The following is a 26,119-nucleotide window of genomic DNA, read 5'->3' as shown; positions in this document are numbered from 1 at the left end:
GTAGCGCCTCAGCCCCGTGCCGTCTCGCCCGGCTCCAGCCGCAACGCGCGGGCAAGCCGTTCGGCGCGATCCAGCGCGCGATCCAGCGCCGCCATGGTCGGGCCGAGATCGGCGCTCTCATCCCCCGCCCAGGCCCGCAGCACCGCCAGCCAGACCGCGGTGAGCCCCTTGGCCCGCGCCAGCCCGGCGATCCCGCCGGCGCCGAGCCCAGCTGCCTCCAGCATCCAGGCCATGGAGCCCGGCAGGGCGGCAAGCAGCGCGAGGGCCAGGAGCGGGTCCCCCCTCAGGTCGTCCATGAAGCGCAGGATGCCGGCACGGTGCGGCTGGAGGGCATCGATCCGCCGCATCATCACGTCGAAGACGCGGTCGCGCGGCGTGTTGTCGTCCGGCGCATCCGGCACCACGCCCTCCAGCACCGCCTGATCGACCAGCCGCCCATGCAGCAGCAGCAGGTGGTGCGGGGTCGGGCAGCGCCGCCTGATCTCGGCCGGCGCCACGCCCGAGGCGGCGGCGACCCGCCGCATCGACAGCCCGGCCCAGCCATGCGCCGCGACCACCTGCCAGAGGCCGGCGACCAGCCGGGTCTCGGTATCCTGCATCTCGCTCATGCCCCCTAGAGTGTGGGCGGTTGGGCGATTGCGGAAGGGGCTAAGTGGATGGGTAGCGGCAAGCCTCAGGCCGCCGGCAGGCCATACCCCTGCAGCCGGGCAACGACATGATCCACGAAGGTCTGCACCTGCGGCACCATCGGGCGGTTGGTGGCATAGACGGCGAGGATGGCGCTGGGCGCAGTACGCGATGGCCCCGGGCTGGCAGCCCCGGCCCCTACGCCGCTTGCGGCAGCCGCACCACCACGCGCGTGCCCTGCCCCGGCTTCGAGGCGATGGCGAGTTCGCCACCGGCCTGCCGGGCCAGGCGTCCGATCAGGATGCTGCCGAGGCCAGTGCCGGCCTCGCCCCCTTCGGCCAGGCCCACGCCATCATCCTCGACGACGAGTTCCAGCCCCTCCCCGCGCTCGCTCAGGGCCACCCGCACCGTGCCCATCCGGTCCCCGGGGAAGGCATGCTTGCCGGCATTGGTGACCAGCTCGGCCACCAGCAGCCCGATCGCCATGGCGCGCCGGCCCTCCAGCATATGGCTGCCGCTCGGCTCGCATTCGATCTCGATGCCGGGCCGCAGCGCGGCCGCCGCATGCTGGCGGCAGAGGTCGCTCAGCATGGCGCAGAGATTCACCTGCTCGCCCGGCAGGCCATCCGCCCGGTAGAGCGCCCGGTGGACCTCGGCCACGGTGCGCACGCGGGCGATGGCGTCGTCGAAGGCGCTGCGCGCCAACGGGTCGTTGGTGCGGCGGGCCTGCATGACGAGGATCGCCGCCACCGTCTGCAGGCTGTTCTTGAGGCGGTGATCGGCCTCGCGGATCAGCATGGCATGGGTCTGCTGTCCCTCGCGCAGGCCCCCGACGAGCCGCCCGAGTGCCCCGGCGAGGGTCCGCGCCTCCTGATAGGGCGCCTTCGCCGTCCCGCTCGGGAAATGCACGTCGTCGCCCAGCAGATGCGCCCGTTCCGAGGTGGCCGCCAGCACCCGCAGTGGGCGGGCGATCCAGGAGGCCAGCAGCCAGCCGATGGGTGCCGCCAGCAGGGCGGCGAGCAGCCCGTTCACCACGATCCGGCTGATGGTGTGGCTCGCCTTCGCCGTGGCAAGCTCGATCGGCTGGCGCACCACCACGCTCCAGCCGAGCCCGGGATAGTCGAGATAGCCACGGGTCTGGACGCTCGTGGTCAGGTACTCCTGCCCGTTCGGCCAGCGCGCCGGCCCGGGCAGTGCGGCTGCCACGGGCAGCGGCTTGCCCTGCAAGTTCTCCGGGCCGAGCAGGACGTTGCCGGTCGATGAGACGATCATCGGCTCGATCAGCCGCACCGGCCCGACCGCCTCGCGGAATTGCCGGGCGATATCCTCGGCCCATTGCCAGTAGAGATGGCCGGCCACCACCCCGACCAGGTCGCCATCATCGCTGATAACGGGTGCTGCGATGTCGATGAAGCGCGGTGGCAGGCCATCCACCTGACGTGGCAGCAACCGGGCGAGGACGATGGCCTCGTGCACATCCTCGACCACCGGCCGCACCTTGGCCTTGATGAAGATGCTGCGCGCAGAGGCATCCGCCCCTTCGGCCAGCTTGCGGCTGTCCACCAGCACCCGGCCGCCCGGTTCTATGAAGGCGAGGATGGCGTAGTCCGGATAGCTCTCCTGCACACGGCGGAGGACGGCGCGGCGGGCCTCGAGCGGCGCGGTGGGGTTGCTCAGAACCGGATCGGTGGCGAGGATGCGGATGTCCCGCCACCGCTCGAACATGCCGCGGTCGAGCCGGTCGGCCATCCCCCTGGCGAAAGTGTGCAAGGTCTCGATCGCGTCTTCACGGGCCTGGATAGTCGCTTCGCGGCCGGTGAGGAGGGTGGTGCCCGCGACCGCGAGCAGGGCGACGAGACCGAAAGCCAGGGCCAGCAGGCCGCGCAATCCGGGCGTCCACCTCCCTAGCATAGGGCTTCCTTGCCTTGTCGAGATCGGCGGAACCTGGAACGGTTCCGAACGAGTTCCAGCGCATTGCCGCTCTCATCCGGCAACAGGGGTAAAATAATCGAAATAATAGCACGGTGTATAGTCATGCCGGGAGATGCCGGCGCGCCTGTTCGGTCACAGGACCATGACCGCGGCGCATGTCTGCGATCGCCTCATGACGTTGCAATGACGCCGGGTGCAACGACCGAGCGGTACGACCGGAGAAACGACGCCAGACCTAGTGGCTGGACTATACCGCCTTTGAGAGAAGCCCTCCCCCGCAGCGGCCGGCTTCGACCGCATCCGCCAGAAGCCAGACTCTGCAGTTGCCCGCCATTCTGTAATCGACAGCGGCCATTCCGATCCTGCGGGCCCGTGATTGACGGACGACGTCCCCTATGATCCGGTGACGGAAATAAGCATTCTCGTCAGAAGACGGGATCGTCCAAGGAAATGCCATGAGCCGTGCCAGGACCTTGCCTCGCAGGGGCTGCCGCTTGCCGCTTGCTGCGTGTGGCCGCCCGAGATGACGCAATCCCGATCCGGGACAGCCACCGAGCGGATGGCTGAGTTCGCAGCCAGCGCAGAATGGGAAACCCTGCCGGAGGAGGTCCGGCGGGAAGCCGTGCGGGCCTGGCTCAACTTCGTCGCCTGCGCGACGGGAGGAGCCTCGACGCTGATCATGGACTCTGCTCTCCGCGGCGTGCTCGCCATGGCGCCCCAGGGCATGGTGCCGGTATTCGGACGGCCGGAGCGCGTCGGCCTCGCCGATGCGGCCTTGCTCAACAGCATGAGCACCTCGGCCCATACTTTCGACGACACGCATCTCTCGACCATCACCCATCCCACAGGGCCCGTGGCCGCCGCACTCGCCGCGGCAGCGCATGCGCTGAAGGCCAAGGGCCAGCCGGTTTCAGGCCCCGCGCTGCTCACCGCCCTGATGGTCGGGATGGAGCTGGAGTGCCGCGTCAGCTGCGCCATCGCGGCGGGCAAGGCCAACCAGGGCTGGTACATGACCGGATTGTCCGGCGGCATCGGTGCTGCGGCGGCGGTCGGCCGCCTGCTGCATCTCCGCCATGAGCAACTGGTCTATGCGCTCGGCCTGGCTGCGGCGCAGGCCTGCGGGACGCGCTCGGTTCATGGCAGCATGGCGATCACCTATGTGCCGGGCGTGGCGGCGCGCGATGGGCTGGTCGCCGCCTATATGGCGCAGGCCGACTTCACCTGCGGCGCGGGTACCATCGACGGACGGAACGGCCTTCTCCAGGTGCTCACCGGCGCGCATGATGCCGCGTCGATCCTCGATGACCTCGGGCAGAGGTATGAGGTCCTGAACAACACCTACAAGCCCTATCCCTGCGGCATCGTCATTCACCCCGCCATCGATGCCTGCCTGGCGCTCGTGCATGAGGACGGGGTCCTGCATCAGGCGATCGAGCGCATCGAGTTGCGCGTCCATCCCGATGCGCTGAATCTCTGCTGGCGGAAACTGCCGGAGACGGCCCTGGACGCGCAGGTCAGTCTCTTTCACTGGGTGGCCGCCGCCCTGGTGCATGGCGCGGCCGGCATCGCGGAAGGGGAACAGCCCTGCGTCAGCAGTCCCGCCATTCGCGCATTGCAGGAGCAGGCCGAGGCGACGCCCGATCCGATGCTTCGAGACAACCAGGCGGCTGTGACCTTGCACCTGCGGGACGGCCGGAGGGTGGAGCGCTTCACCGAGAATGCCATCGGCAGCGTCACCAATCCGATGACCGACGCACAACTCGTCGGCAAATTCCGCGGCTTGGCGCGGCGCAGCCTCACGGCGGACCGTGTCGAGCGGCTGCTGGAGCTGTGCCTCGCCGCGCCCTCGCTGAAGGACGTTGCGGAGGTTGTGGAAGCCGGCACCCATTGAGTGCAGACAGCCAGGCAGTTGGGGGAACGCAAAATATGCAGCGAGCGAAAATCCTGCGCGGCATCGGGGTGGCGATCATCTCCTTCTGGGGCATGACCGTGCTGGCGACTCCCACCACCGCCCAGACCCAGGGCGCCAGTTTTCCCGAGCGGCCCATCACGCTCGTCGTAGGCTTCTCCCCGGGCGGTTCCAACGATGTCACCGCACGGGTGATCGCGCCGGAACTCTCCCGCCTGTTCCGGGTGCCGGTCCTGGTGGAGAACAGGGTCGGTGCGGCCGGCACCATCGCCACCAATTATGTCGCCAAGTCCAACCCGGATGGCTACACGCTGGTCGTCACCAGCGCCTCGCCGCTGGTCCTCGCGCCGCATACCACCGACAACATCCCCTATGACACGATGCGCGACCTCGCGGGCATCACCCTGCTGGGCGTCACGCCCGAGGTTCTGGCCCTGAGCCCTCGCATCGCCGCGTCGAATCTGGGCGAATTGGTCGGCCTCGCCCAGACGCGTGACGTGAGCCTGGCATCCGCCGGGAGCGGAGGGCTGCCACATCTAGCCATCGAGTTGTTCCGCAGCACGGCGCCCGGCGCGCGTATCCTGCATGTTCCCTACAAGGGGGCCGCACCGGCGGTGACCGATGCGCTGGCCGGCCATGTGGATGGTGTTGTCGTCGATCTTCCTGCCGTGCAGGCCCATATCCGGGCCGGACGCCTGCGCGGCCTGGCCGTGGCGAATGAACGGCGTTCCGAATTCCTGCCCGACATACCCACCTCCGGCGAGCAGGGACGGCCCGCCTTCATTGCGGTCAATTGGCTCGCCCTCGCTGCACCGGCGCGGACGCCGCCCCTGGTGCTGGAAAGGCTTCGCGGCGCATTGGTCGAAGTCATGCAGGTCAGATCGGTCAAGGATGCGCTCGCCGAGGCCGGCGTCGAAGTCCAGCTCAGCCAGGATCGCCCCGAGTTCCAACGCTTCATGGCCGCCGAGTATGAGAAATGGGGCGGCATCGCCCGGGCAGCCAATGTCCGCTCCACGGACTGAGCCTGCCCGACGCCCCGTACGTCGCCCGCTGCGCCATCTCGGCATGGTTCTCGCCACCGAACAGGGCTAGCCTTCCATTCTGGGAAACCGGAGAGCGGCCATGCGCGACGAGGATCTGTTGTTCATGCCGGCGACGCGCGCCGCTGCGCTCATCCGCCGCCGCAAGCTCTCGCCCGTCGAGTATATGGACGCAGTCCTGGCCGCAGCGCCCGAGGCGCAGCGTCGCCTCAACTGCTTCGTGGTCGTCATGGAAGAAGCGGCGCGCGCGGCCGCGCGCCGCGCCGAGCAGGCGGTGATGAGCGGCGAGGCGCTTGGCCCGCTGCATGGCGTGCCGGTGACCGTGAAGGACCTGCTGGACGTGCAGGGCGTGCCGACCCGCCATGGCTCCGCGATCTTCGCCGAAGCCGGGCCGGCTGCAGCCGATGACGGGCTGGTGGCGCGGCTGCGCGCGGCGGGTGCCATCATCTGGGCCAAGACCAGCACGCCCGAATTCGGCGTCAAGGGGCTGACGGACGGCCTGGCCTTCGGCATCACCCGGAACCCCTGGGACCTGTCGCGTACGCCCGGCGGCTCCTCGGGCGGTGCCGCGGCCGCGGTGGCGGCAGGCATCGGGCCGCTTGGCCTCGGGACCGATGGCGCAGGCAGCGTGCGCGGGCCGGCCGCCTGCTGTGGGCTGGTCGGGCACAAGCCGACGCTCGGCGTGGTCCCTTGGGAGCCGGGGCGCGATGCCTTCGGCAATAACATCTTCGCCGGTCCGCTCAGCCGCACTGTCGTAGACGCTGCCGTCATGCATGCCGTGCTGGCCGGGCCATCGGCCAAGGACCCCTGGAGCCTCGGTGTCGAGGACAAGCGCGCGCTGTCGCCGACGCTCATCAGCGGCGACCTCTCCGGGGTGACGATCGGCTACCTGCCGCGCTGTGCCAATCCGCGCGTCGCCAGCGATGTCGAGGCGAATACGTTGGCCAGCCTGGACAGTTTGCGTTCGCTCGGCGCCGAGGTGGAAGAGGTGACCGAGGCCCTCGACTGGATCGAATACGAGGGCCGCATTCTGTATCAGGCGAATTTCACGACCTTCTGCGCCCCCTTCCTGCCGCGCTGGCAGAATGGGATGGATCCGGTGACGCTCGCCTTCATGCAGCGCGGCGCCGACTTCTCCCTGACCGACTTCCGCAACGCGCAATTCGCCCGTACGCGGCTGTGGCGCGCCATGCAGGCTCTGCTGGAACGCTATGACGCGCTGGTCATGCCGACGCTGACGCGCACCGCGCTCGCGGTGGAATTCGATGCGGCGAATGACGAAGTCGAGATCGATGGCCACCGCTGCGGCATCACGCGGCAGGGTTGGACCTCCTATCTCTATCCCTTCAACCTCACTGGCCACCCGGCGCTGACGGTGCCATCGGGCTTCGGCGCAGACGGATTGCCGACCGCTGTCCAGATCGTCGGTCGATGGAGTGCGGATACTGACGTGTTCCGCCTGGGCGCAGTTCTTGAGCAGGCCCGGCCCTGGGCCCAATACCGGCCACCTGTCGTCTGAGAAAAATTCGCTTTCGCATCGGGCGATGCGCCACGGGCGGCGATGCCGATCCGCTATTCCTTTGGCAGTAGTTCGGCCGTCAGCGGATCCGGGTTGCCCTCGAAATACAGACGAAGGATGTCGGTGAATACCGTCGCCTCGGGCCGCGCAGCCGCGAAGAGGGTCATGGACGACCGCAGCTTGAGATCATCCGGGCTGCCAAAAATCTCATGCGCGGACCGGCCTCGGACTGCGCGGACCAGATCGGCACAGTCAACCAGCCGCGGTCCGAGGACCGGGTGCGCCATATAGGCTTGCGCCTCGGCGAGCGAGGCGATGCCGTAGTGCTGGGCGGTCGGGCTTCGGCCGAGGGCGCGAAGCTGTGGGAAGATGAACCACATCCAATGCGTCCGCTTCCGCCCCGCGCCGAGCTCCCGGCGCACCTCGGCCATCACGGGCTCCTGCGCCTGCACGAAGCGTTCGAGATCGAAGGGGTCCTGCATGGCCAGCAGGCTACATCCGTACGGAGCAGCCCCAAAGGCGAATCACGGGCCAGGCCGTTGCCGGCGCTGAAAAGGCTCAGGGTATCCCGGACTGTTCCGGCAGTCCGCTCAGAGCAAAGGCAAGCTCTGCTGGGCGCCTGATCTGTCAGCCGCTCCCTGCATCGCAAGCCACCGATCGATGACCGCGACGACCTGACTTTGCTCCTCGGCGCTCATGGGTCGGTCGGCTGGGATGTCATGCCATTTCGAGAGGCAGCTCCGGCAGCAGGTGGCAGTCGCATGCTGCGCAACAAAGACCGGATGCCCGCGGAGAGGCGTCTGCCGCCCATCCTTTGGCGGATGCGCCGGCGCCAGCCGCTGGGCCACGAAATCGCGGGCATGCGCGAGGATCGTGTCTCTCCCCTTGGTCCTGATGTAGTCACGCTCACGCGCGGCAAGTTTGAAGCGTTGCCGGAAGGCCGAATTTGCCAGCCGGGCGAATAGCTCGTCCAGCTCGGCTGCCCTTACCACCCGGTCGCCCTAGGCCGGCCGCACGCCCCAGGGATAGGGCATGCTGCCCTTCAGCAGACCGGTGATGGATCTACGGTATGCGCTGCGGATGAAGAACTGGCCGAGGGGGATCGTCGCCACGTCATCCTGCGCCAGCCTGTTGATCTCATTTCCCAGCGACTGCTGGCGCTCCGCATCGGGCGCGTCCATCCAGGCCTGGACCAGCTCCTGCATCCGCGGGTTCTCGTACCAGCCGAACCAGCCGGAGCGGCCTGGCCCCTTCACCAGGGAGGACACCGCCGGGTTCAGATAGGCCAGGGAAGAACCATAGGTGTGGAAGATGCTCCAGCCGCCCTGCTCCACCGGCTCCTGGCGGACACGGCGCTGGACGACCGTGCCCCAATCGCTCTCGGCAAGATCGACATTCATCCCCAGCCGCCGGAGCAGATCGGCCGTGACCTGGCCATGTGGCCCGATCAACGGAAAATCCGTCGGATTGATGATGACGACCTTCTCGCCGCGATAGCCGGAGGCATTGAGCGCGGCCTTGGCCCGGTCGAGGTTGCGCGGCGGCTTGGCGAAGTCCGAAAGGTCCTCCACCCCGAGCGGCGTGCCGCAGGGGAACAGGCTCCGGCACTCCCGCCAGACCGACTGGTCATCGCCGAGGGTCGCCCGCATGTAGTCGGCCTGGTTCACCGCCAGCGCGACCGCCTGCCGCGTCTTGAGATCGTTGAAAGGTCCTTGCAGGTGGTTGAGCCGCATCAGGCTCATGAAACCGGCCGGGCTCAGGACCTCGAGCGCGATGTTGCGGCTGCGGGCAAGCGTGGGGATGAGGTCGGAGAGCGGCTGCTCCACCCAATCGACCTCACCGCTCTGGAGGGCAGCCGCCGCAGTCGCGGGATCGGGCAGGATGTGCCACTCCACCCGCGGAAACCGCGCGACCTTGCCGCCCGAAGCCCAGTCTGCCGGCTCCGACCGCGGTGCATAGCCGTCGAACTTGGCATAAGCGACACGGCTGCCCGAGATGAACTCGTCCTTCAGGAAGCGGTAGGGCCCCGACCCGATTACCTCACCGACCTGGGCATTGGCATCGGTTGCGGCCAGCCGCTCTGGCATGATGAAGGCGACATTGGCGTCAGGCTTGGCGAGTGCGTCGAGCAGCAGCGGGAATGGCTTCGTCAGCCGGATCTCCAGCGTCCGGTCATCGGCGGCCCGCCAGGCTTCCACCACGGGTGCGAGGAGCTGGCCGAACGGGTCGCGCTTCGACCAGCGTGCCATGCTGGCGGCGCAATCCTGGGCACGCACCGGCTCGCCATCATGAAAGCGAAGCCCCTCGCGCAAGCGGATGCGCCACAGCCGCCCATTGTCGGACACGGTGTGGCCTTCCGCCATCTGCGGCTGCGGCTTCAGCTGCCCATCGACCGCGTAGAGCGTGTCATAGACATGATAGCCGTGCATCTGCGTGACGATCGCGCTGGTCCAGATAGGGTCAAGCGCCGTGAGATTCGCCTGCGGCACGAAGCGCAGTGTGCTCGACCTTGCCGATTGCGCGATGCCGGGGGAGGCGAGCATGGCCCCGCCTATGGCGGCGGCGGCCCGGAAAAGCGTCCGGCGGTCCATGGCGTCCATCTTATCCTCCCCAGGCGGTTCAGCAGGCTAGAAGCCGCTGCCTCCGACCGTCAATTCGCTCCAAGCCCGGGGGATAGAGGCGGAGCTGCGACCTCTCGCCTCCTTGAGGTATCCGGTGCCCAGGCTAGGCTCAAGCCGTGACGGCGTAAGGCCAAAAGGGACGATATGCGCATCGAAATCCTGTGCACCGGCGACGAGATCCTGACCGGCAAGACCATCAACACGAATTACAGCCATATCGCTCAGCGCCTGGGTGAGGCCGGGTTGGAGGTCTGCTGGGGCACGACAGTCGGCGATGACCGCGCCAGCCTGCTCACCGCCTTCCGCCAGGCTGCGGCGCGGGCCGATGCGGTGATCGTCAATGGCGGCCTTGGCCCCACCGTGGACGACCTGTCGCAGGAGATGGCAGCCGAGGCGGCGGGCGTTCACCTTGTGCTGCATGAGCCCTGGCTGGCGCGCATGGAGGCCTTCTATGCCCGCCGCAACCGCCCCATGCCCGCCAATAACCGGAAGCAGGCCATGCTACCGGAAGGCGCCGAGTTCATCGACAACCCGATCGGAACGGCCTGCGGCTTCGCCGTTACCATAGACGGTGCCCGCTTCTACTTCACACCAGGCGTCCCGCGTGAGATGCGGCGCATGCTGGACGAGCAGGTGCTGCCCCGGCTTCTGGCCAAGGCCGGGTTGCAAGGCGTGACCCGGTTGAAGCGCTTCCATTCCTTCGGGATCGGGGAGTCGCGCGCCGACGAGATGCTGGCAGGCATCGAAGCCCTGGCACCGGGCGGCGGCGTGAAGCTGGGCTTCCAGGCCCATTATCCCGAGCTGGAGACCAAGCTCGCAATCCGCGCCAGCGACCAGGAGGAGCTCGATCGCAAGCTGGCGCCTGTCGAGGCTGAGATCCGCCGCAGGCTGGGCAATTTCATCATCGCCGAGGATAGCGAAACCCTGGAGACGGTCGTGCTGAGCGCGCTGCGAGCTCGTGGTGGTTCCTTGGCAGTCGCTGAAACCTTCACGGGCGGTGCCATCGCATCCCGGCTGTCGCAAGTCGCAGGGGCGAACGAGGTTTTTCGGCGCGGCCTGGTGGCCTGCGACCTTGAACAGATGGTTGCTGCGGTCGGCACGGCCGCGGAGGAGTCACGACCGGTGGCCGCACGGGCAGTATGCCTGGCACTGCAACAGCAGAGCGGCGCGACACACGCTCTCGCAGTGCTGGTCAGGATGGAGGTGGGAGCCGAAGGGACGGAAACCGGCGGCGCCATCACCATTGGCCTGGTCGGTTCCGAGACGACAACCGTGCGAGAGGCACGGCTGGTTGGCGGTCGGGACTGGGTGCGCCTTGGTGCCGCGGAAATGGCGCTTGATTGCCTGCGCCGCCACTTGCTCGGCCTCCCGACGGATGAAGGGTTGGATTTCGAGCGGCGCTGAGCCTAACTGGCGGCCAGATAACAGGATGTCGGGCCACCGACATCAGCGGGGAGGAAAGTCCGTATGAAGATCGGGGTGTTTTCCACCTTCATGTCGCCCTTGGCGACACCCGGGATGATCCGCGATTTCGGGCGCCAGGCCGAGGATATCGGCCTGGACTCGATCTGGATGGGCGAACACGTCGTTCTCTTCGACAAGAATACCTTCGGCTATCCCAGTTCCAAGGACGGGCGCATTCCCCTTCCGGAGGGCGGTGGCATGCTGGACATCATCGCCACCTTCGGCTTCCTCGCTGCCGGGACGACCAGGCTGCGCCTTGGCACCGGCGTCGCCCTCGTGCCGCAGCGCAACCCGCTGTACACGGCCAAAGAGATCTGCACGCTGGATTGGCTGACGAATGGCCGTATCGATTTTGGCATCGGTGTCGGCTGGAACAAGGAGGAAGTCGAGGCCTGCGGCTATGGCTGGGAAGACCGCGGGGCACGCTGCGACGAGTTCCTCGAGGTCATGCGGCGGCTCTGGACCGAGCCGGTCGTCGATTTCCAGGGCAAATGGGTGAAGTTCGAGACCTGCCGCCTGGATCCCAAGCCGATCCAGAAGCCGCATGTCCCCATCATCGTCGGTGGCTATGCGGAACCGGCGCTCCGCCGCGCCGTACGGTTCGGCGCTGGCTGGTATGGCTTCAGCCGCGACCCGGCCGGCACGAAGGAGATGCTTCGCCGGCTCGATGAGGCATTCGCCAAAGCCGGGCGCCAACGCAACCAGGACTTCCAGATCATCATCACCCCGCCGGCGACGATGCCGATCGATGCGATGCAGGAGTATGCGGAGCTGGGCGTCGATCGATTGGTGGTGAACCTGGGCAGCCAGCGCGCCGACCGCGTTGGCCAACGCATGGCGGAGATCGAAAAGCTGGTGAAGATGGTCGCGTAGGCATCGGTGACCGCGCTTGCCGACCATGGCGCCAATCGATACGCTGTCTCGTAATACAGCACGGCGTCGACAGCGTGAGAGCAGTGCCTCCGAAGCGGCCACAGGGCCTACGCCACTTGGCAGAGGCCAGCGAAGCCCCAGGCTCGGTCCGATCCATCGGCAAGGCCTTCGAGGTGCTGGAGGCCTTCGCCGGCCGGGAGCGGGCTCTGAGCCTCGTCGAGCTCGCCCAGGCCTCGGGGCTCGACAAGAGCTCCGTGCAGCGGGTCACGCGCACGCTGCGGGATATCGGCTATCTGGACCAGGATCCGGTGACGCGCCGCTACATGCTGGGGAGCCGCGTCCTCGACCTCTCATACAACTATCTGCGAACCCATCCGCTGATCGAACGGGCCTTGCCTGTGCTGGTGGATCTGCGCCGGGTCGTGAAGGAGCGTGTGGACCTCGTGGTCCCGGATCACGACACCGTCCTCTATGTCCTGCGCATGCAGGCCAAACGCGAGACCTTTCGCCCGGCACTGATCGGCCGTCGTGTTCCCGTCTTCTGCACCGCAGCCGGCCGGGCCATGCTCGCCCATGACGATGAGGCAGAGGCCGCGCGGATCATCAACGCCTCCGATCGGGTGGCCTATACGCGGCACACCCTGACCGATCCCGACGCCATCCTCTCCGAGATTCGCCGCGCCCGCCGGCAGGGCTATGCGGTGCAAAGCGAGGAATGGCTGCCTGTCGAGATGGTGGGTGCGGCAGCGGTCCTGGACTCGCAGGGTGCACCGATTGCCGCCGTGAACATCGCCGTCTCGACCCGGGACTGGGAGCGTGACGCCTTCGAGCAGGAGATGATGCCCCCGCTGATGGCGGCTGCCGCAGAGCTCAGCCGCTAGTCGCGCTGCTTCTGGCACGGAATTCCTGCTGCACCTCGTCCAGGGTCATGAAGACAGCATCCATCTCGCCCAGCGCATCGATCAGCTTCTCCAGGATCAGCATGCGGTGCCCGCGGCCGATCACATAGGGGTGGAAGGTGTAGACCAGCATCCCCCATTCTGTGATGCGGCGCATATACTCGAAGTCCTCGATCCAATTCTCCAGCACGCCGCCCGCATTGGCGAGCCCCGGCATCAGGAATTCCTTCGTCCGCATGAACTCGAAATGCGGATGGTCATCCAGTGACCAGCTGATCGGAATCTCGACCAGATCGGTGGTCTCGCCGAATTGCAGCGGCTGGTCGGCCGCAACCTTGTCGCCGCGGCGTGCGAAATAGGGCTCGCAATCATGGCCCATCATGCTGCTGTCGTAGCGGCATCCATGTTGCAGGACGAGGTCGATTGTGCGGTCGCTGATATCCCAGGCCGGGGAGCGATAGCCGACCGGCCCGTGTCCGGTCAGGCGGCGGATTGTCTCCACGGCGCGGCCGAACTCCTCCGCCTCGCGGTCTGGCGGTAGATTGGCCGGCGGCACATGGCTCCATCCATGATGCCCGATCTCATGCCCGCTGGCCACGATGCGTTCGCAGGCCTGCGGATAGGTTTCGATGACCACGCCTGGCACATACCAGCTCGAGCGGATGCCGCGGCTGCCGAGCAGATCCAGGATGCGGCCGGCACCGATCACCCCGAACTCTCCGCGCGAGATGGGCGTGGGTGTGGTGAGGCCGCGGGAGGCGAAGCCGGACCAAGTGTCGAAGTCGAAGGACAGGCAGGCGATGTGGCGTGGCATGATCAGCTTCCTCGAACATGGCTGCCGAACGCATCGGGCGTCATGCGCTGGCACCGTCATCGCGGGCAAGGATTGCCGACCGCCCTCGCCTTCGCAAGCCATCGCAGCACGGCAGCATGCCGCATCCAGGCTCTAGATGGGCCGTATGGTGCGCTGCAGGATCAGGATTGACACGGAGCGCGGTCCGATCGTCTGATACCATAATATGCGCCAAGATATCGCATGACGATATGATGGATGGGAAAGGCCCCTGGTCGGTCAGGCGGCATTTCGCAGGCGCTGAGGGGAGCTGTGCCTTGACCATGCCGGCTAGAGCTGACGATGTGCCCGCCACCGCGGAGCAATCCAGAACCCCGCTGCTGCTGGTCGGCACGCCAACGGACTTCACGACGACCATTGCGGCCACGCTGTCCAAAGCCGGCTATGCGCCCGTGCCAGCTCAGCTCGACGACATTCCTGCCTCCGCCATCGCGGCGCCGCCGCCAGCCATTCTGGTGCTGCCACCCGTGCTCGACCGCGTCGATGCTCGTATCCCGGTCGAAGACTTCATCGACGCACTGGATGCCATCCTCGTCCCGGCCGGCCTCATGGCACGGGACCTAGTGGCGCGGCGTGGTGCCGATCAGGGCACCCGCATCGTCGTCCTCCTGGACAGCGCCGTCACCGGCCCGGCGCACAACACAGTGGCAGCCGCGGCGATGGGTGGCCTGCTCGGGCTGGCACGCAGTTGGGCACTGGAATTCGCACCGCTCCTGGTGACCGTGAACGTCGTCGTCATCGGCTTCGATCCCGCCGCCGATCCGGGTGCTCCCCGTCTGCCGCACATGCTGCCGCAGCCGGACGTCAAGGCGGTGGCTCATGCCGTTGCCTTCTTCCTCGATCCACGCGCCGCCAGCATCACGGGTCAGGTCCTGTCCGTCTGTGGCGGCCGCCTCGCAAGCGGCCTCCCGCTATGATCCAAGAGCGCCAAGCCTTGAACGGCGGTTCAGTCCTCGTCACCGGCGTGGCCAGCGGCATCGGCCGGAGCATCGCATTGCGCCTCATTGCCGATGGCTACGCGGTTCTCGGCCTGGACATTGATCCCTCCCCTCCCCCGGGTCTCGCCGGGTTCGAGGCTGTCGACATCACCCAGCCCGCCGAGGCTCGCAAGGCCCTTGCCCAGCTCCTGGCTGCGCATGGCGCCGTGCTTCGGCTGGTGAACAATGTCGGCTCCTCCCGCCGGGAGAACGTCATCGACTCCAGTGGCGACACGCAGCGCTGGCTCAACCGGCTCAACCTCGGTAGCGCGTTACTGTGCCTCCAGGCAGTACTGCCCGGGATGCGGGAGGCAAGGTTCGGCCGCGTCGTGAACATCACCAGCCGAGCCGCCATGGGGCGCGAAACTCGGAGCGCCTATTCCGCCACCAAATCGGCGCTGGCCTCGCTCACGCGGTCCTGGGCACGCGATTTCGCGGCCGAGGGCATCACGGTGAACGCCGTCGGCCCCGGCACCATCAATACCGATCTGTTCAGCCGCAACAACCCGCCGAACGCACCGGATGTGACGCGGCTGCGGGAGGGCGTGCCGATGCGCCGCATTGGCGAACCGGAGGAGATCGCCCAGGCCGTGTCCTTCTTCCTCGATACCCGGTCGAGCTACATCACCGGTCAGACACTCTATGTCTGCGGCGGCCTGTCGCTCGGTGCCGTATCTCCGGCGGGCAACGGGCCTCCGCTGGATGACGCCATTGCGCCACGTCCCTGACGAACATTGTCCGGAACACCATCGCCCCTTGGAGTGAGGAGAATCCCCTTATGCTGATCCATAGGCGCGCCCTTCTCGGTACTGCCGCCTTTGCGGGCGGGGTGCCGGGGCTTGCCCGCGGGCAGGAACGCTACCCAAGCCGGCCCATCCGGATCATCGTGCCGCGCGCCCCTGGTGGCGGCTCGGATATCCTTGCACGCCTGCTGGCGCCGCCGCTGGGCCAGCAGCTCAATGCGACCGTCGTGGTCGAGAACCGCCCGGATGCCACCGCGATCGTGGGTGCGGAGGCCACGGCGCGTTCCGCGCCGGATGGATACACGCTCTACATCGCGGATAACTCCTTCTACTTCAATCCATCGATCATCCCGAGGCTGCCCTATGACACGGCGAAGGATTTCGCCGGCGTCACCATGCTCGCTCAGGCGCCGGTTGTGCTGATGACCCGGCCGGATTTCGAAGCGAAGGATCTCAAGTCGCTGATCGCCTACGGCAAGGCCAATCCCGGGCACCTCACCTACGCCTCGGGCGGCGTCGGGGCATCAACGCATTTTGCCGGCGTCCTGATGGGGCTGCGCGCGGATATTGAGATGGTGCATGTGCCCTATCGCTCTTCCGGCCCGGCGATGACGGCGCTGCTGGGGGGCGAAGTCACGATGAATTTCGGCGGCTTCGCCTCTGGTGCCCAGCTCATCCGCGCCGGCACCGTTCGGCCGATCGCCGCGACGCACAGGGCGGCCGATCCGAACCTGCCGCCCGTGCCGAGCTTCGAGGAACTGGGCCTGCCGGGCGTTGATGTAGCCAGCCTGTGGGGCATTCATGCGCCGGCGGGCACGCCGATGGAGATCCGCACCCAGCTTGCGGACACCTTCCGCGCCATCATGACCGAGCCCGGCTTCAAGGCGAAGCTTCTCGGAATGGGCTATGAACCAATCTGCAACGCGCCCGAGGAACATCAGGTGCAGACGGCGCAGATCGTATCCCAGTGGATCGAGATCGGGAAGCGCGTGGACCTTAATCGCTGAGGGGCAGGTGTGCTGCGCCGCTTGGCGCAGCACACCATGGCCTCAGAAGATCTTGCGCCGGCGGGACCGCGGCGGCGGGTCGCTCGGCACCATCAGCCCGCTGTAATTGACACCTAGATCCACCATGCTCTTCGCCATGGCGATGGCGCAGCGATAGCCCTCGAAGACCGGGACCTCCCAGCCCATCGCCACCAGGCGCTCCTGCAGCGGCCGCTGCAGCCAGAAGGCACCGGAGCAGCCGAGAATGATGACCTCGGCCCCATCCTCCTCGATGGCCGCGACCGCTTCCTCCACCGCGGCCTCCAGCATGCCGGAGGTCTCGCCGCGCTCCGCCTTCGCGTGCTCGCCATGCAGCGTATGCGGATGGGTATAGGGTGGCCGCGGCAGGGGATAGTCGATGTTGCGGATGGAGGCGCAGCGATCGGTGAAGCCGTATTGGCGCACCAGATGATACATCTGCATGTTGTGGACTTCCGAGATGTCCACGATGCTGAACTTATGGCCAAGCATGCCGGCCAGATGCATCTGCGCATGGGCGCAGGTGGTGACCGGGATGCCGTAACGCCGGCCGATCTCGCGGGCGGCAAAGAAACCGGGATCCCCACCACCCAGCAGGACGATCGCGTTGTAGCGGCCGCTCTCGCAGGCCTCCTTCACGATCGGCAAGCGGTTCGTGCCGACCATGGCGAACTCTTCCTGACGCTCGACCGGCCAGTCGCCATGGGTCGCTCGCGCGCCAGGATGAAGATCCCAGTCCACATCAGACAGTAAGGGCGCCAACTCGGCATGGTTCATCAGCACCGTTTCCTTGCTGCCATGCTGGGGCCGCAGGTGGTGCCGTGCCTCGTCGCTGAGGCTGAAGGCGTGGATCATCAGGAAGCGGTAGCGGGCATTGCTCTGGCTCATGGTGTCGGGTCCTGTCGGTGTGGATCGGGCTCAGGCGGTCTGCACCATGAAGCCGCCGTCGATGAGCAACTCGGTTCCCGTGATATAAGCGGCCTCGTCGGAGGCAAGGTAGAGCGCCGCATGTGCCACATCCCAACCGGTGCCGCGGCGCCCAAGGGGAACGCGCCGCCGCGCCTCCTCATGCAGCGCCGCCATGTCGCCGCGATGGCCTTGCTTCGCCACCCGCACCGCCATCAAGGGCGTGTCCATCATGCCCGGGATGATGGTGTTCGCGCGGATGCCATGCCGCCCGTATTGGCCCGCAATCTGCCGCGTGAATTGCACGAGGCCGGCCTTGCCGGCGGAATATCCCACATGGTCGTGGCCCAGATGGCGCAGCCCGCCGATCGAGCCCACCGTGGTGATCACGCCGGTGCCCTGCCGGATCATGACCGGCAACACCGCCTTGCAGCCGATGAAGGCGCTGGTGAGGTTCATGTCCAGGTCGCGGCGAAACTGCTCCACGCTCAGCTCCAGCGGGCCGCCGGGGCTTCCCCGGCCGACATTGCAATGCAGGATGTCGATCCTGCCATAGGTCTTGTCGCAATGCTCGGCGAGGGCGACCGTCGCGTCGAGATCCAGGACGTCCAGCGCCGCGACTTCGCAGCGATTTCCCTCGCCTTCAATCAAGGCCGCCGTCTCGGCTGCCGCCTGCCGGTCCAGATCCACCAGGATGACCGTGGCGCCTTCGCGCGCGAAGAGCACCGCCGTGGCGCGCCCATTGCCCCATCCCGGCCCGCAGGAGCCTGCCCCGGTCACGATGGCGACCTTGCCCTGCAAGCGTTGCGAGGCGGTCATGGACGTACTCCCGCAATGTGGTCGGAACCGTGTGGCGCTGATGCCGGATTACCGATATCGCATTACGATATCGGGGTTCGTTATGTGATAGGTTTTCAGCTCGGCGCCAGAGCTGTCAAGAGCAGTTGGGCAGCGTCGAGTTGCGAAGGGTCACGTTGACCCTGCCTCTCGTGCTTGCCTACCCTCCCCCTCATACAAGCCAGCGGCGAAGGAACCTCCATCATGCTGATCCAGGCGGAGAGGCTGCAGACAGCCATCGTGGAGATGCTGCAGGCGGCGGGGACGGCCCCAGCGAGCGCGACCATCGTCGCGGCAGACCTGCTGGAAGCGAACCTGCAAGGTCATGACAGCCATGGCGTGCAGCTGGCGCCTCGGTACGTGCTGAACGTGCTGGCCGGCAAGTTGGCGCCCAACGCCGCGATCCAAGTGGCGCGGCGGGACGGCGCCATCATCGTAGCGGATGGCGGCATGGGCTTCGGTCAGGTTGTCGGGCGGCAAGCCATGGACCTCGCCATTGCCTCAGCGCGCGATACCGGCCTGGGGCTGCTGGCGCTCCGGAACGTGCACCATCTCGGCCGCATCGGGGCCTATGGCGACCAGGCCGTGGCGGCAGGGATGCTATCCATCCATTTCGTCAATGCCGTCTCCGGCCCGCCGGTGGTGGCACCCTTCGGCGGCAGCGAGGCGCGCTTCGGCACCAACCCCATCTGCATCGCAATCCCGCCCGTCGCGGCCGGAGGATATCCATTGATCCTCGATTTCGCCACCAGCGCGATCGCCATCGGCAAGGTCCGCGTGGCCCATGCCGCCGGCCGGCCGGTGCCGGAGGGCAGCCTTGTGGACCGTTCCGGCCGACCGACCACCGATCCGGGTGCGATGTATGGCGATGGCCCGCGCGGTGCGCTGCTGCCCTTCGGCCTGCACAAGGGCTCGGGGCTCGCCTTGATGTGCGAGATCCTGGCCGGAGCCCTCACCGGCGGCGGCACCAACCAGCCGGCCACGCCGAAGGACCGCGGCATCGTGAACGGCATGTTCGCCCTGGTCCTCGACCCGGCCCGATTTGGCGACATCGAGGCCTTCCGGGCGGAGACCGCGGCCATGGTCGCGCATGTGAAGACCGCCGCCCCCGGCGCGGAGCACCCGGTGCTCGTGGCTGGCGAGAAGGAGCGGATCACCAAGGCCGAACGGCAACGCGACGGCATCCCGGTGCCCGGTCCGACCTGGACGGAGCTTTGCGGCGCCGCGGCCGAGGTCGGTATCCCGGTGGATTGCCTCGCCGCCATCGCGGGAGTCTGAGCCACTGGCACCGCACTGCTGGCTGGGTTGCCGCTGACGGCCTGGGCTCGCGCGTACTAATCCGGCTGAACGCCGGTAGCGCGCACCAACTCGGCATGGCGCTGCATCTCGGCGGCGACCAGGTCGCGGAAGGCGGGCTGCGACATCGGCAGGCCGACCGCGCCGAGCGCCGCCTGGGCATCGATCACCGCCGGCTCGGCCAGGATGCGATTCACCTCGGCATGCAGCCGGACGACGACCGGGCCGGGCATGCCGGCCGGGCCGAACAATCCGTTCCACAGCCCGGCCTCGAAGCCCGGCCAGGTTTCGGCCAGGGTGGGCAATTCTGGCAGTTGCGGATCGCGCTTCAATCCGCCGGTGGCGAGGCCACGGATCTGCCCGGCGCGGATCAACGGCGCCAGGGTGAAACTGCCGTCGAACATGGCCTGGATCTGGCCGGCCATCAGCGCCGTCCGCGCCTCGGCATAGTTGCGGAAGGGGATGTGCTGGAGCTGGATGCCAGCCTGACGGGCCAGCCTCTCCATCGCCAGATGCAGGGCGGAACCGGGGCCGGAGGAGGCATAGTTCAGCGCCCCCGGATGCGCCGCGGCATGGGCGATGAATTCCGCCAGATTCCGCACCGGCAGCGCATTGCTGACAGCGAGCGCGAAGGGGACGCTGTCCACCATCGCCACCGGCACCAGGTCTTCCAACAGGCGGAAGGGCCGGCGCGGCTGCAGCGTCTCATTGATCGTCTGGTTGGTGGTGCCCATGCCGATGGTGTGGCCATCCGGCGGCGCCTTGGCGACGACATCCATGCCGATGGTGCCGGCAAGGCCGGGACGGTTCTCCACCACCACCGGCTGGCCCAGCGCCACGCCCAACCGGTCCGCCAGCATCCGGGCGACGGTATCGGTCATACCCCCAGCGGAATAGGGCACCACCATCCGCAGCGGGCGGCGGGGCCAGACCTCCTGCGCCGCGGCGGCAACGGGCGCCAGCAGGGCCAGCCCGGCCAGGGAGCGGCGGGTCGGGTCGCGCCTCATGGCAGCGGCACCAGGCGGTGCTCGCGGATCGCCTGCTCCACCCGCGTGGCGAGGCGCACCAGCCGCAGCCCGTCTTCCCCGGTGCCCAGCCGCCGGCCGCCATCCGCCAGGTCGAGCGCGAAGCCGTCGAGCTCATCACGGTAGAGATCGCTGGCCGGATGGCGCTCCACCCGCTCCCCCTCGGCATTGGTGACGGTCAGGGTGAACTCCTCCACCCAGCGCAGCGGGCCGGTGCGGAGCATGCCGGCGGTGCCGAGCACGGTCAGGTCGCTGCCGGAATGCGGGGCCTCCCGCGAAGCGCGCAGCGCTACCTGCGCCCCATCCTGCATCCGCAGCAGGAGGGAAATGGTATCGGCCCCCTGCCCCCCACCCGGTGGCGGATAGGCGAGGCCGCCGACCTCGGCATAGTCTGTGCCGAGCAGCCGCGGCACCAGGTCGAGCAGATGCAGGCCGACATCGTAGAGGATGCCGCCGCCGCGCGCGGCATCCTCGCGCCAGGGGGCACGTTCCGCGAGCGGCGCGGTGCGCTCGATCGAGAGGGCGCGCGGCGTGCCGATGGCGCCGCTGCGGATCACCGCCGCCACCTGATCGAGGAACCGCTCGAAGCGGAGATGCAGGCCTAGGCGGAGCATGACCCCGGCACGCTCGCAGGCGGCGATCATCGCCTGCGCGTCCGCCTCGGTCATGGCCAGGGGCTTCTCGCAAAGCACCGGCTTCCCCGCTGCGGCGGCGGCGAGGACGACCTCCCGGTGCCGGTCATTCGGCGTCATTACGAAGACCGCATCCACCTCCGGGTCGGTGACCAAATCCTCGTAGCGCGCATGGATGCGGGGAATGCCGTGGCGTTGGCCGAATTCACGGCCTTTCTCCGGGTCGCGGGTGGCGCCGGCCTGGATGACCGCATGGGCCGAGCGCGCGGCGGCCGGGACGATGCCATTCCTCGCCAGGGAGCCGAGCCCAACCAACCCCCAGCGCAACCGCCTGACCGGCATGCCACCCTATCCCTTCCTGATGCGCGAAGGATAGCGACACCATTCCCGATGGGAAGCTCCGCCCTGGGCGAGCGCAAAGACGGTTGCGGCGACGCCGTCCGGGATGACACCCTCCCCTGCATGACAGCTTCCACGATCCCGAGCACCTGCTGGGAATGCGGCACGCTCTGCGGCGCCCTGCTGACGCTGGATGAGACTGGCCGCGTCGCCAGGATCGCGCCCAATCCCGCACATCCGACCTCCAAGGGCGCATTCTGCGTCAAGGGCATTCGCGGCCTGCAGGACTGGACCGACCATCCCGACCGCCTGCTGCACCCGCTGCGGCGTGTGGGCGAGCGCGGCAGCGGCCAATGGCAGCGGGTGTCCTGGGATGCGGCGCTGGACGAGCTGGCCGATGGCCTGGCCGCCGTGCGCGCCAAGCATGGCCCGCTGGCGCTGGCCGGCGCGGTCAGCGGCGCCTTCTTCAGCCGCGGCGCAGTGGTCGCGCTGCTGCTGCGCAGCCTCGGCTCGCCGAATTGGATGATCAACCAGGATCTCTGCGGCGGCTGCCGCGCGGTCAGCGACCGCCTCACCGGGCTGAATATCGGCCGCGGCGAGGATATCGAGGCGGCCCGCTGCACCTTGCTGGTCGGTCGCAACCCGCATGCCGCAGACCCGATCCAATGGGCCGAGCTCAAGCGGGCCCGGGCGCGCGGTGCGCGGCTGGTGGTTCTCGATCCCTTTCGCACGCCGGCGGCGGAGATGGCCGATATCTGGCTGCAACCGCGGCCGGGCACCGATGGCGCCATCGGCCTCGCGCTGCTGCATGCGATGATCCGCGACCGGACCTATGACGCGGATTTCGTCGCGCGCTGGTGCCATGGCTTCGAGGCGCTGGCGGAGCGCGTGGCCTCCTGCACGCCCGATTGGGCCGCTGGAATCGCCGGCGTCCCGGCCGAGGCCATCGAAGGCGCTGCCCGCCTTTATGCCGAGGGTCCGTCCTGCTTTGTCGGCGGCCACGGCATCGATGCGGCCAGCAATGGAGTGCAGGCCTTCCGCGCCTTCCACGCCCTGGTTGCCATCAGCGGGAATCTCGACCGGCCGGGCGGCAACCGCCGGGTCAAGAAGCCGGCTGGCTTCCGCACCTATCTCGAACTGCTGCACGAGCCGCGCTTCCGCCTGCCCAAGGCGGTCGAGCGTCAGACCATCGGCGCCGAAGCTTATCCGCTCTGGGCCGGGCCTGAGGGCTGGCAGACGGCCTGCCACAACCCCTCCGTCATTGAGGCCATGCTCACCGGCAAGCCCTATCCGGTCCGCGCGGCCTATGTCAGCGGGGTCAATATCGCGGTGACCTATCCGGATGCGCGCCGGACACTCGCCGCGCTTCGCTCGCTGGATGTGCTGGCGGTCGCCGCGCATACGATGACGCCGACAGCGGCCATTGCCGACCTCGTCCTACCGAAGACGACGACGCTGGAGGAGGAGGAGGTCACTCTCGACCCCTCCGGGCCGAACATCGCCTATACCGCCGCCGTGCCCGCACGTGGCGAGGCGCGCAGCGACCTGGAGATTGCTGTCGGATTGCTCGACCGGCTGCGCGCCCGCGGCGCCCTCACCGCCGAGCTGCTGCCCTGGCGCAGCCAGACCGAATTCAATGCCTTCCTGCTGGGGGAAAGCGGGGTTTCATTGGCGGAGCTGCGCCGCGACGGCTACGCCCATTTCGAGTTCGAGCTGGGCGACTTCACGCGGCATGGCTTCAAGACGCCGACCGGCAAGATCGAGCTCTATTCGGAAACCGCCGAGCGGCACGGCCTCGACCCGCTGCCGGGCTTCCTGCCGCCACCGGCCGCCGCAGCGCCGGGCGATGCGCTGCTGCTGCAGACCGGCTTCCGTGAGAAGACCTATCATCACTCCCGCTTCCGCGACCAGGCCTGGGCGCGAAAAGTCTCGCCCGATCCGGAGGTCCGGCTGCATCCGGAGACCGCGGCGGCCCATGGTGTCGCCGAGGGGGATTGGGTGGAGGTGGAATTGCCGGGCGGCCCGGGCGCCTGCCGGCTCCGTGTGACGATCACCGACCGGATTCAGCCCGGGATCCTGACGACCGGGATGGGCTGGTGGCTGCCGGAAGCGCCGGGGCCGGAATTCGCCGCGCTGGATATCAACGTCAATGCCGCGCTGAGCTACCGCGGCGCCGCCGATCCGATGAGTGGGTCGGTGGATATCGGCGCGCTGCCCTGCCGCCTGCGCGCCGTACGTCCCACCAGCACGCAGAGGGCCTGAGGGATTGGAAGGCCACTGCATGCCTTCGGCTTCGTCCGTCGTTGCCGGCGATCCGGCCTCCGTTTTTAAGCCTAGGATAACTCATTCGGTTTAGGTTCAACCGCATAGCCGCGGGGCAAAAGGCGACCGCAGACTTCGCAATCCGGCTTCCCGGATTTCGCAGCGGAGACACCGGACATGCCCCAAGCCATCGAATTTCGTGATCCATTGCCGCATATCTGGGACCCCAGGTCCCGCATCGGCGACATGCTCAAGGGCAAGCGCGGGCTGGTCGTCGGCATCGCGAATGACCAGAGCATCGCCTATGGCTGCGCCGCGAAGCTGCGCGCTTTCGGCGCCGATCTGGCCATCACCTACCTGAACGCGAAGGCGGAGCGCTTCGTGCGGCCGCTGGCCGAGGAACTCGGCGCAGACCCGATCCTGCCGCTCGATGTCGAGCAACCCGGCGAAATGGAGGCCGTCTTCGATCGGATCGGGACGGCCTGGGGCGGGCTCGACTTCGTCATCCATTCCATCGCCTTCGCCCCCCGTGCGGACCTGCATGGGCGCGTCGTCGATGCCTCGCTCGACGGTTTCCAGCAGGCGATGCGGGTCTCCTGCTACTCCTTCATCGAGATGGCGCGCTTCGCCGAACCGTTGATGCGCCCGGGCGGCAGCCTCGTCACCATGTCCTATTACGGGGCGGACAAGGTTGTCGGGAACTACAACCTCATGGGGCCGGTCAAGGCGGCGCTGGAGGCGAGCGTCCGTTACATCGCCCATGAATTGGCACCGCGTGGTATCCGCGCCTACGCCGTCTCGCCCGGGCCACTGAGGACCCGCGCCGCGAGCGGCATCGCCCATTTCGACGAGCTGATCGAAAGCGTCGTCCAGCGCGCCCCGGCCCATCGCCTGGTCGATATCGCCGAGGTCGGGCGGGTGGTCGCCTTCCTGGTCGGTGGCGCCGCCTCCGGGATGACCGGTGACACGATCTTCGTGGATGGCGGCCTGCACAACGTCGCCTGAACCGGAGCCCCCCGCATGCGCAAGAGCATCAGCGCCGCCGAGGCGGCCGCCATGATCCCTGATGGAGCCAGGCTGATGATCGCCGGCTTCGTCGCCGTCGGCTCTCCGGAGCGTATCATCGACGCCCTGGTCGCGCGCAGTGCGCGCGGCCTCACTGTCATCGCCAATGACACGGCGCGACCCGGCCTCGGCATCGGGAAGCTGATCGAGGCTGGCTGCGTCGCACGCGCGATCGTCTCCCATATCGGCACCAACCCGGTGACGCAGCGGAAGATGCTGGCGGGTGAGGTCGAGGTCGAACTGGTGCCGCAGGGGACGCTGGCCGAGCGCGTCCGCGCCGGTGGCGCCGGTCTCGGCGGCGTGCTGACGCCGACCGGCCTCGGCACGCTGGTGGCCGAGGGCAAGCAGGTGATCGAGGTCGAGGGCCGCCCCTACCTGCTCGAGGCTCCATTGCGGGCCGATTTCGCGCTGCTGCATGCGCAGGAAGCCGACCACGAATTCAATCTGACCTACCGGCTGACGGCGACGAATTTCAACCCGATCATGGCCCTGGCAGCGGATTGCGTCATCGCCGAGGCGATGGAAACCGTGCCGGTCGGCGTCATCCCGCCCGATGCCGTGCGGACACCGGGTCTCCTGGTCGACCATCTCCTGGAAAGGATGCACTGATGGACGCCAAGGAGATGATCGCCAGGCGTGCCGCGCAGGAGCTGCGGGACCGCACCCTCGTCAATCTCGGCATCGGTCTCCCGACGCTCGTGGCGCGCTTCGTGCCGCCCGGGCTGCATGTGGCCTTTCAGAGCGAGAACGGCATCCTGGGCTTCGGCGCCCGTCCACCCGAAGGCATGGAGGATCCGAACCTCACCGATGCCGGAGGCGGCTTCATCGGCGCCGAGCCCGGGGCCGCCAGTTTCGACAGTGCCATGTCCTTTGCCCTGATCCGGGGCGGGCATCTCGACATGACGGTCCTGGGCGGCCTGCAGGTGGATGCGGCGGGCCGGCTAGCGAATTGGATGGTGCCTGGGCAGCTCGTGCCCGGCATGGGCGGCGCCATGGACCTGGTCACCGGCGCGCGCCGCGTCATCATCGCCATGCAGCATGCCGCGCGCGGCGAGTCGAAGATCGTCCCCAGGCTGAGCCTGCCACCCACCGCCGAGCGGCGCGTCGATCTTGTCATTACCGATCTGGCGGTCATTGAGCCGACACCGGACGGGCTGCTGCTGCGCGAATGCGCACCCGGTATCTCCGTCGCGGAGATCGTCGCCGCCACCGCGGCGCCATTGATCATCCCCGATGTGGTGCCGGACATGCCGCTGGGCGGCGGGAGATAGGGCG

General features: G+C 67.9%; 24 protein-coding genes. 14 read left to right on the top strand and 10 right to left on the bottom strand.

The annotated features are described in order from the left end of the window. Positions 1-8: 8 nt before the first annotated feature. Both JMJ55_RS02000 and JMJ55_RS01995 read right to left on the bottom strand, forming a co-directional pair. On the bottom strand, positions 9-608 hold the full coding sequence (locus JMJ55_RS02000; protein WP_202823808.1) for a TetR family transcriptional regulator: 600 nt from the start codon (positions 606-608) through the stop codon (positions 9-11). Between the two features lie 217 nt (positions 609-825). Then, on the bottom strand, positions 826-2,514 hold the full coding sequence (locus JMJ55_RS01995; RefSeq protein WP_202823807.1) for a sensor histidine kinase: 1,689 nt from the start codon (positions 2,512-2,514) through the stop codon (positions 826-828). 604 nt (positions 2,515-3,118) lie between these two features. Between JMJ55_RS01995 and JMJ55_RS01990 the strand changes: the two genes are divergently transcribed. From JMJ55_RS01990 to JMJ55_RS01980, 3 genes are all read left to right on the top strand, one after another. Then, positions 3,119-4,450 carry an MmgE/PrpD family protein gene (locus JMJ55_RS01990; protein WP_202823806.1) on the top strand — a complete coding sequence of 444 codons (1,332 nt, stop codon included), beginning with the start codon at positions 3,119-3,121 and terminating at the stop codon, positions 4,448-4,450. A gap of 35 nt (positions 4,451-4,485) precedes the next feature. Further along, complete coding sequence (locus tag JMJ55_RS01985) at positions 4,486-5,490, top strand: Bug family tripartite tricarboxylate transporter substrate binding protein (protein WP_202823805.1); 1,005 nt, start codon at positions 4,486-4,488, stop codon at positions 5,488-5,490. Between the two features lie 100 nt (positions 5,491-5,590). Continuing rightward, complete coding sequence (locus JMJ55_RS01980) at positions 5,591-7,027, top strand: amidase (protein WP_202823804.1); 1,437 nt, start codon at positions 5,591-5,593, stop codon at positions 7,025-7,027. A 53-nt stretch (positions 7,028-7,080) separates the two neighbouring features. Here the strand turns inward: JMJ55_RS01980 and JMJ55_RS01975 are convergent, their stop codons facing one another. From JMJ55_RS01975 to JMJ55_RS01965, 3 genes are all read right to left on the bottom strand, one after another. After that, on the bottom strand, positions 7,081-7,509 hold the full coding sequence (locus tag JMJ55_RS01975) for a DUF1810 domain-containing protein (RefSeq protein ID WP_328702556.1): 429 nt from the start codon (positions 7,507-7,509) through the stop codon (positions 7,081-7,083). Positions 7,510-7,617: 108 nt separating this feature from the next. Next, on the bottom strand, positions 7,618-8,019 hold the full coding sequence (locus JMJ55_RS01970; RefSeq protein ID WP_202823803.1) for a DUF4186 domain-containing protein: 402 nt from the start codon (positions 8,017-8,019) through the stop codon (positions 7,618-7,620). Between the two features lie 9 nt (positions 8,020-8,028). Continuing rightward, positions 8,029-9,618: an ABC transporter substrate-binding protein gene (locus JMJ55_RS01965; protein ID WP_202824317.1), complete on the bottom strand. Its 1,590-nt coding sequence runs from the start codon at positions 9,616-9,618 to the stop codon at positions 8,029-8,031. A gap of 174 nt (positions 9,619-9,792) precedes the next feature. On the opposite strand from JMJ55_RS01965, the gene JMJ55_RS01960 reads away from it, so the two are divergent. From JMJ55_RS01960 to JMJ55_RS01950, 3 genes are all read left to right on the top strand, one after another. Next, positions 9,793-11,052, top strand: a complete 1,260-nt coding sequence (locus JMJ55_RS01960; protein WP_202823802.1) for a CinA family nicotinamide mononucleotide deamidase-related protein — start codon at positions 9,793-9,795, stop codon at positions 11,050-11,052. Between the two features lie 63 nt (positions 11,053-11,115). After that, positions 11,116-11,985 carry an LLM class F420-dependent oxidoreductase gene (locus JMJ55_RS01955; protein ID WP_202823801.1) on the top strand — a complete coding sequence of 290 codons (870 nt, stop codon included), beginning with the start codon at positions 11,116-11,118 and terminating at the stop codon, positions 11,983-11,985. A gap of 74 nt (positions 11,986-12,059) precedes the next feature. After that, positions 12,060-12,866, top strand: a complete 807-nt coding sequence (locus JMJ55_RS01950; protein WP_328702554.1) for an IclR family transcriptional regulator — start codon at positions 12,060-12,062, stop codon at positions 12,864-12,866. Here JMJ55_RS01950 and JMJ55_RS01945 read toward each other — a convergent pair. Further along, positions 12,856-13,698 (bottom strand): polysaccharide deacetylase family protein, encoded by an 843-nt coding sequence (locus tag JMJ55_RS01945; protein WP_202823799.1) that lies wholly within the window; start codon positions 13,696-13,698, stop codon positions 12,856-12,858. The genes JMJ55_RS01950 and JMJ55_RS01945 overlap by 11 nt on opposite strands. Positions 13,699-14,000: 302 nt before the next feature. Between JMJ55_RS01945 and JMJ55_RS01940 the strand changes: the two genes are divergently transcribed. From JMJ55_RS01940 to JMJ55_RS01930, 3 genes are all read left to right on the top strand, one after another. Beyond that, a complete protein-coding gene (locus JMJ55_RS01940; RefSeq protein ID WP_236033384.1) occupies positions 14,001-14,654 on the top strand; it encodes an SDR family oxidoreductase in 654 nt (217 codons plus the stop codon). 17 nt (positions 14,655-14,671) lie between these two features. Beyond that, entirely contained in the window at positions 14,672-15,442 is a 771-nt protein-coding gene (locus JMJ55_RS01935) for an SDR family NAD(P)-dependent oxidoreductase (RefSeq protein WP_202823797.1), read from the top strand. A gap of 101 nt (positions 15,443-15,543) precedes the next feature. After that, on the top strand, positions 15,544-16,464 hold the full coding sequence (locus JMJ55_RS01930; protein ID WP_202823796.1) for a tripartite tricarboxylate transporter substrate binding protein: 921 nt from the start codon (positions 15,544-15,546) through the stop codon (positions 16,462-16,464). A 42-nt stretch (positions 16,465-16,506) separates the two neighbouring features. Here the strand turns inward: JMJ55_RS01930 and JMJ55_RS01925 are convergent, their stop codons facing one another. Continuing rightward, complete coding sequence (locus tag JMJ55_RS01925; protein ID WP_202823795.1) at positions 16,507-17,370, bottom strand: aspartate/glutamate racemase family protein; 864 nt, start codon at positions 17,368-17,370, stop codon at positions 16,507-16,509. Between the two features lie 30 nt (positions 17,371-17,400). Next, a complete protein-coding gene (locus tag JMJ55_RS01920) occupies positions 17,401-18,207 on the bottom strand; it encodes an SDR family NAD(P)-dependent oxidoreductase (protein WP_202823794.1) in 807 nt (268 codons plus the stop codon). A gap of 222 nt (positions 18,208-18,429) precedes the next feature. Here JMJ55_RS01920 and JMJ55_RS01915 point away from each other — a divergent pair, with 222 nt between their 5' ends. Continuing rightward, positions 18,430-19,503 carry a malate/lactate/ureidoglycolate dehydrogenase gene (locus JMJ55_RS01915; RefSeq protein WP_202823793.1) on the top strand — a complete coding sequence of 358 codons (1,074 nt, stop codon included), beginning with the start codon at positions 18,430-18,432 and terminating at the stop codon, positions 19,501-19,503. Between the two features lie 56 nt (positions 19,504-19,559). Here JMJ55_RS01915 and JMJ55_RS01910 read toward each other — a convergent pair whose 3' ends face one another. Both JMJ55_RS01910 and JMJ55_RS01905 read right to left on the bottom strand, forming a co-directional pair. Next, positions 19,560-20,528: a Bug family tripartite tricarboxylate transporter substrate binding protein gene (locus JMJ55_RS01910; RefSeq protein WP_202823792.1), complete on the bottom strand. Its 969-nt coding sequence runs from the start codon at positions 20,526-20,528 to the stop codon at positions 19,560-19,562. Beyond that, on the bottom strand, positions 20,525-21,520 hold the full coding sequence (locus tag JMJ55_RS01905) for a Gfo/Idh/MocA family protein (protein ID WP_202823791.1): 996 nt from the start codon (positions 21,518-21,520) through the stop codon (positions 20,525-20,527). The genes JMJ55_RS01910 and JMJ55_RS01905 overlap by 4 nt, the downstream gene beginning before the upstream one ends. A 120-nt stretch (positions 21,521-21,640) precedes the next feature. Here JMJ55_RS01905 and JMJ55_RS01900 point away from each other — a divergent pair, with 120 nt between their 5' ends. From JMJ55_RS01900 to JMJ55_RS01885, 4 genes are all read left to right on the top strand, one after another. Continuing rightward, the gene (locus JMJ55_RS01900; RefSeq protein ID WP_202823790.1) at positions 21,641-23,779 is read left to right on the top strand and encodes a molybdopterin-containing oxidoreductase family protein; all 2,139 of its coding nucleotides are present in this window, start codon (positions 21,641-21,643) and stop codon (positions 23,777-23,779) included. A gap of 177 nt (positions 23,780-23,956) precedes the next feature. Further along, positions 23,957-24,784 carry an enoyl-ACP reductase FabI gene (gene fabI / locus JMJ55_RS01895; protein ID WP_456237062.1) on the top strand — a complete coding sequence of 276 codons (828 nt, stop codon included), beginning with the start codon at positions 23,957-23,959 and terminating at the stop codon, positions 24,782-24,784. Between the two features lie 15 nt (positions 24,785-24,799). After that, entirely contained in the window at positions 24,800-25,453 is a 654-nt protein-coding gene (locus tag JMJ55_RS01890; RefSeq protein ID WP_202823789.1) for a CoA transferase subunit A, read from the top strand. Further along, complete coding sequence (locus JMJ55_RS01885) at positions 25,453-26,115, top strand: 3-oxoacid CoA-transferase subunit B (protein ID WP_202823788.1); 663 nt, start codon at positions 25,453-25,455, stop codon at positions 26,113-26,115. The genes JMJ55_RS01890 and JMJ55_RS01885 overlap by 1 nt, the downstream gene beginning before the upstream one ends. Positions 26,116-26,119 lie beyond the last annotated feature (4 nt).

The organism is Belnapia mucosa (assembly GCF_016775475.1).
Taxonomy (GTDB): domain Bacteria; phylum Pseudomonadota; class Alphaproteobacteria; order Acetobacterales; family Acetobacteraceae; genus Belnapia; species Belnapia mucosa.
The sequence above is the reverse complement of the archived record's forward strand: the minus strand, read 5'-3'. Positions and strand labels throughout refer to the sequence as shown.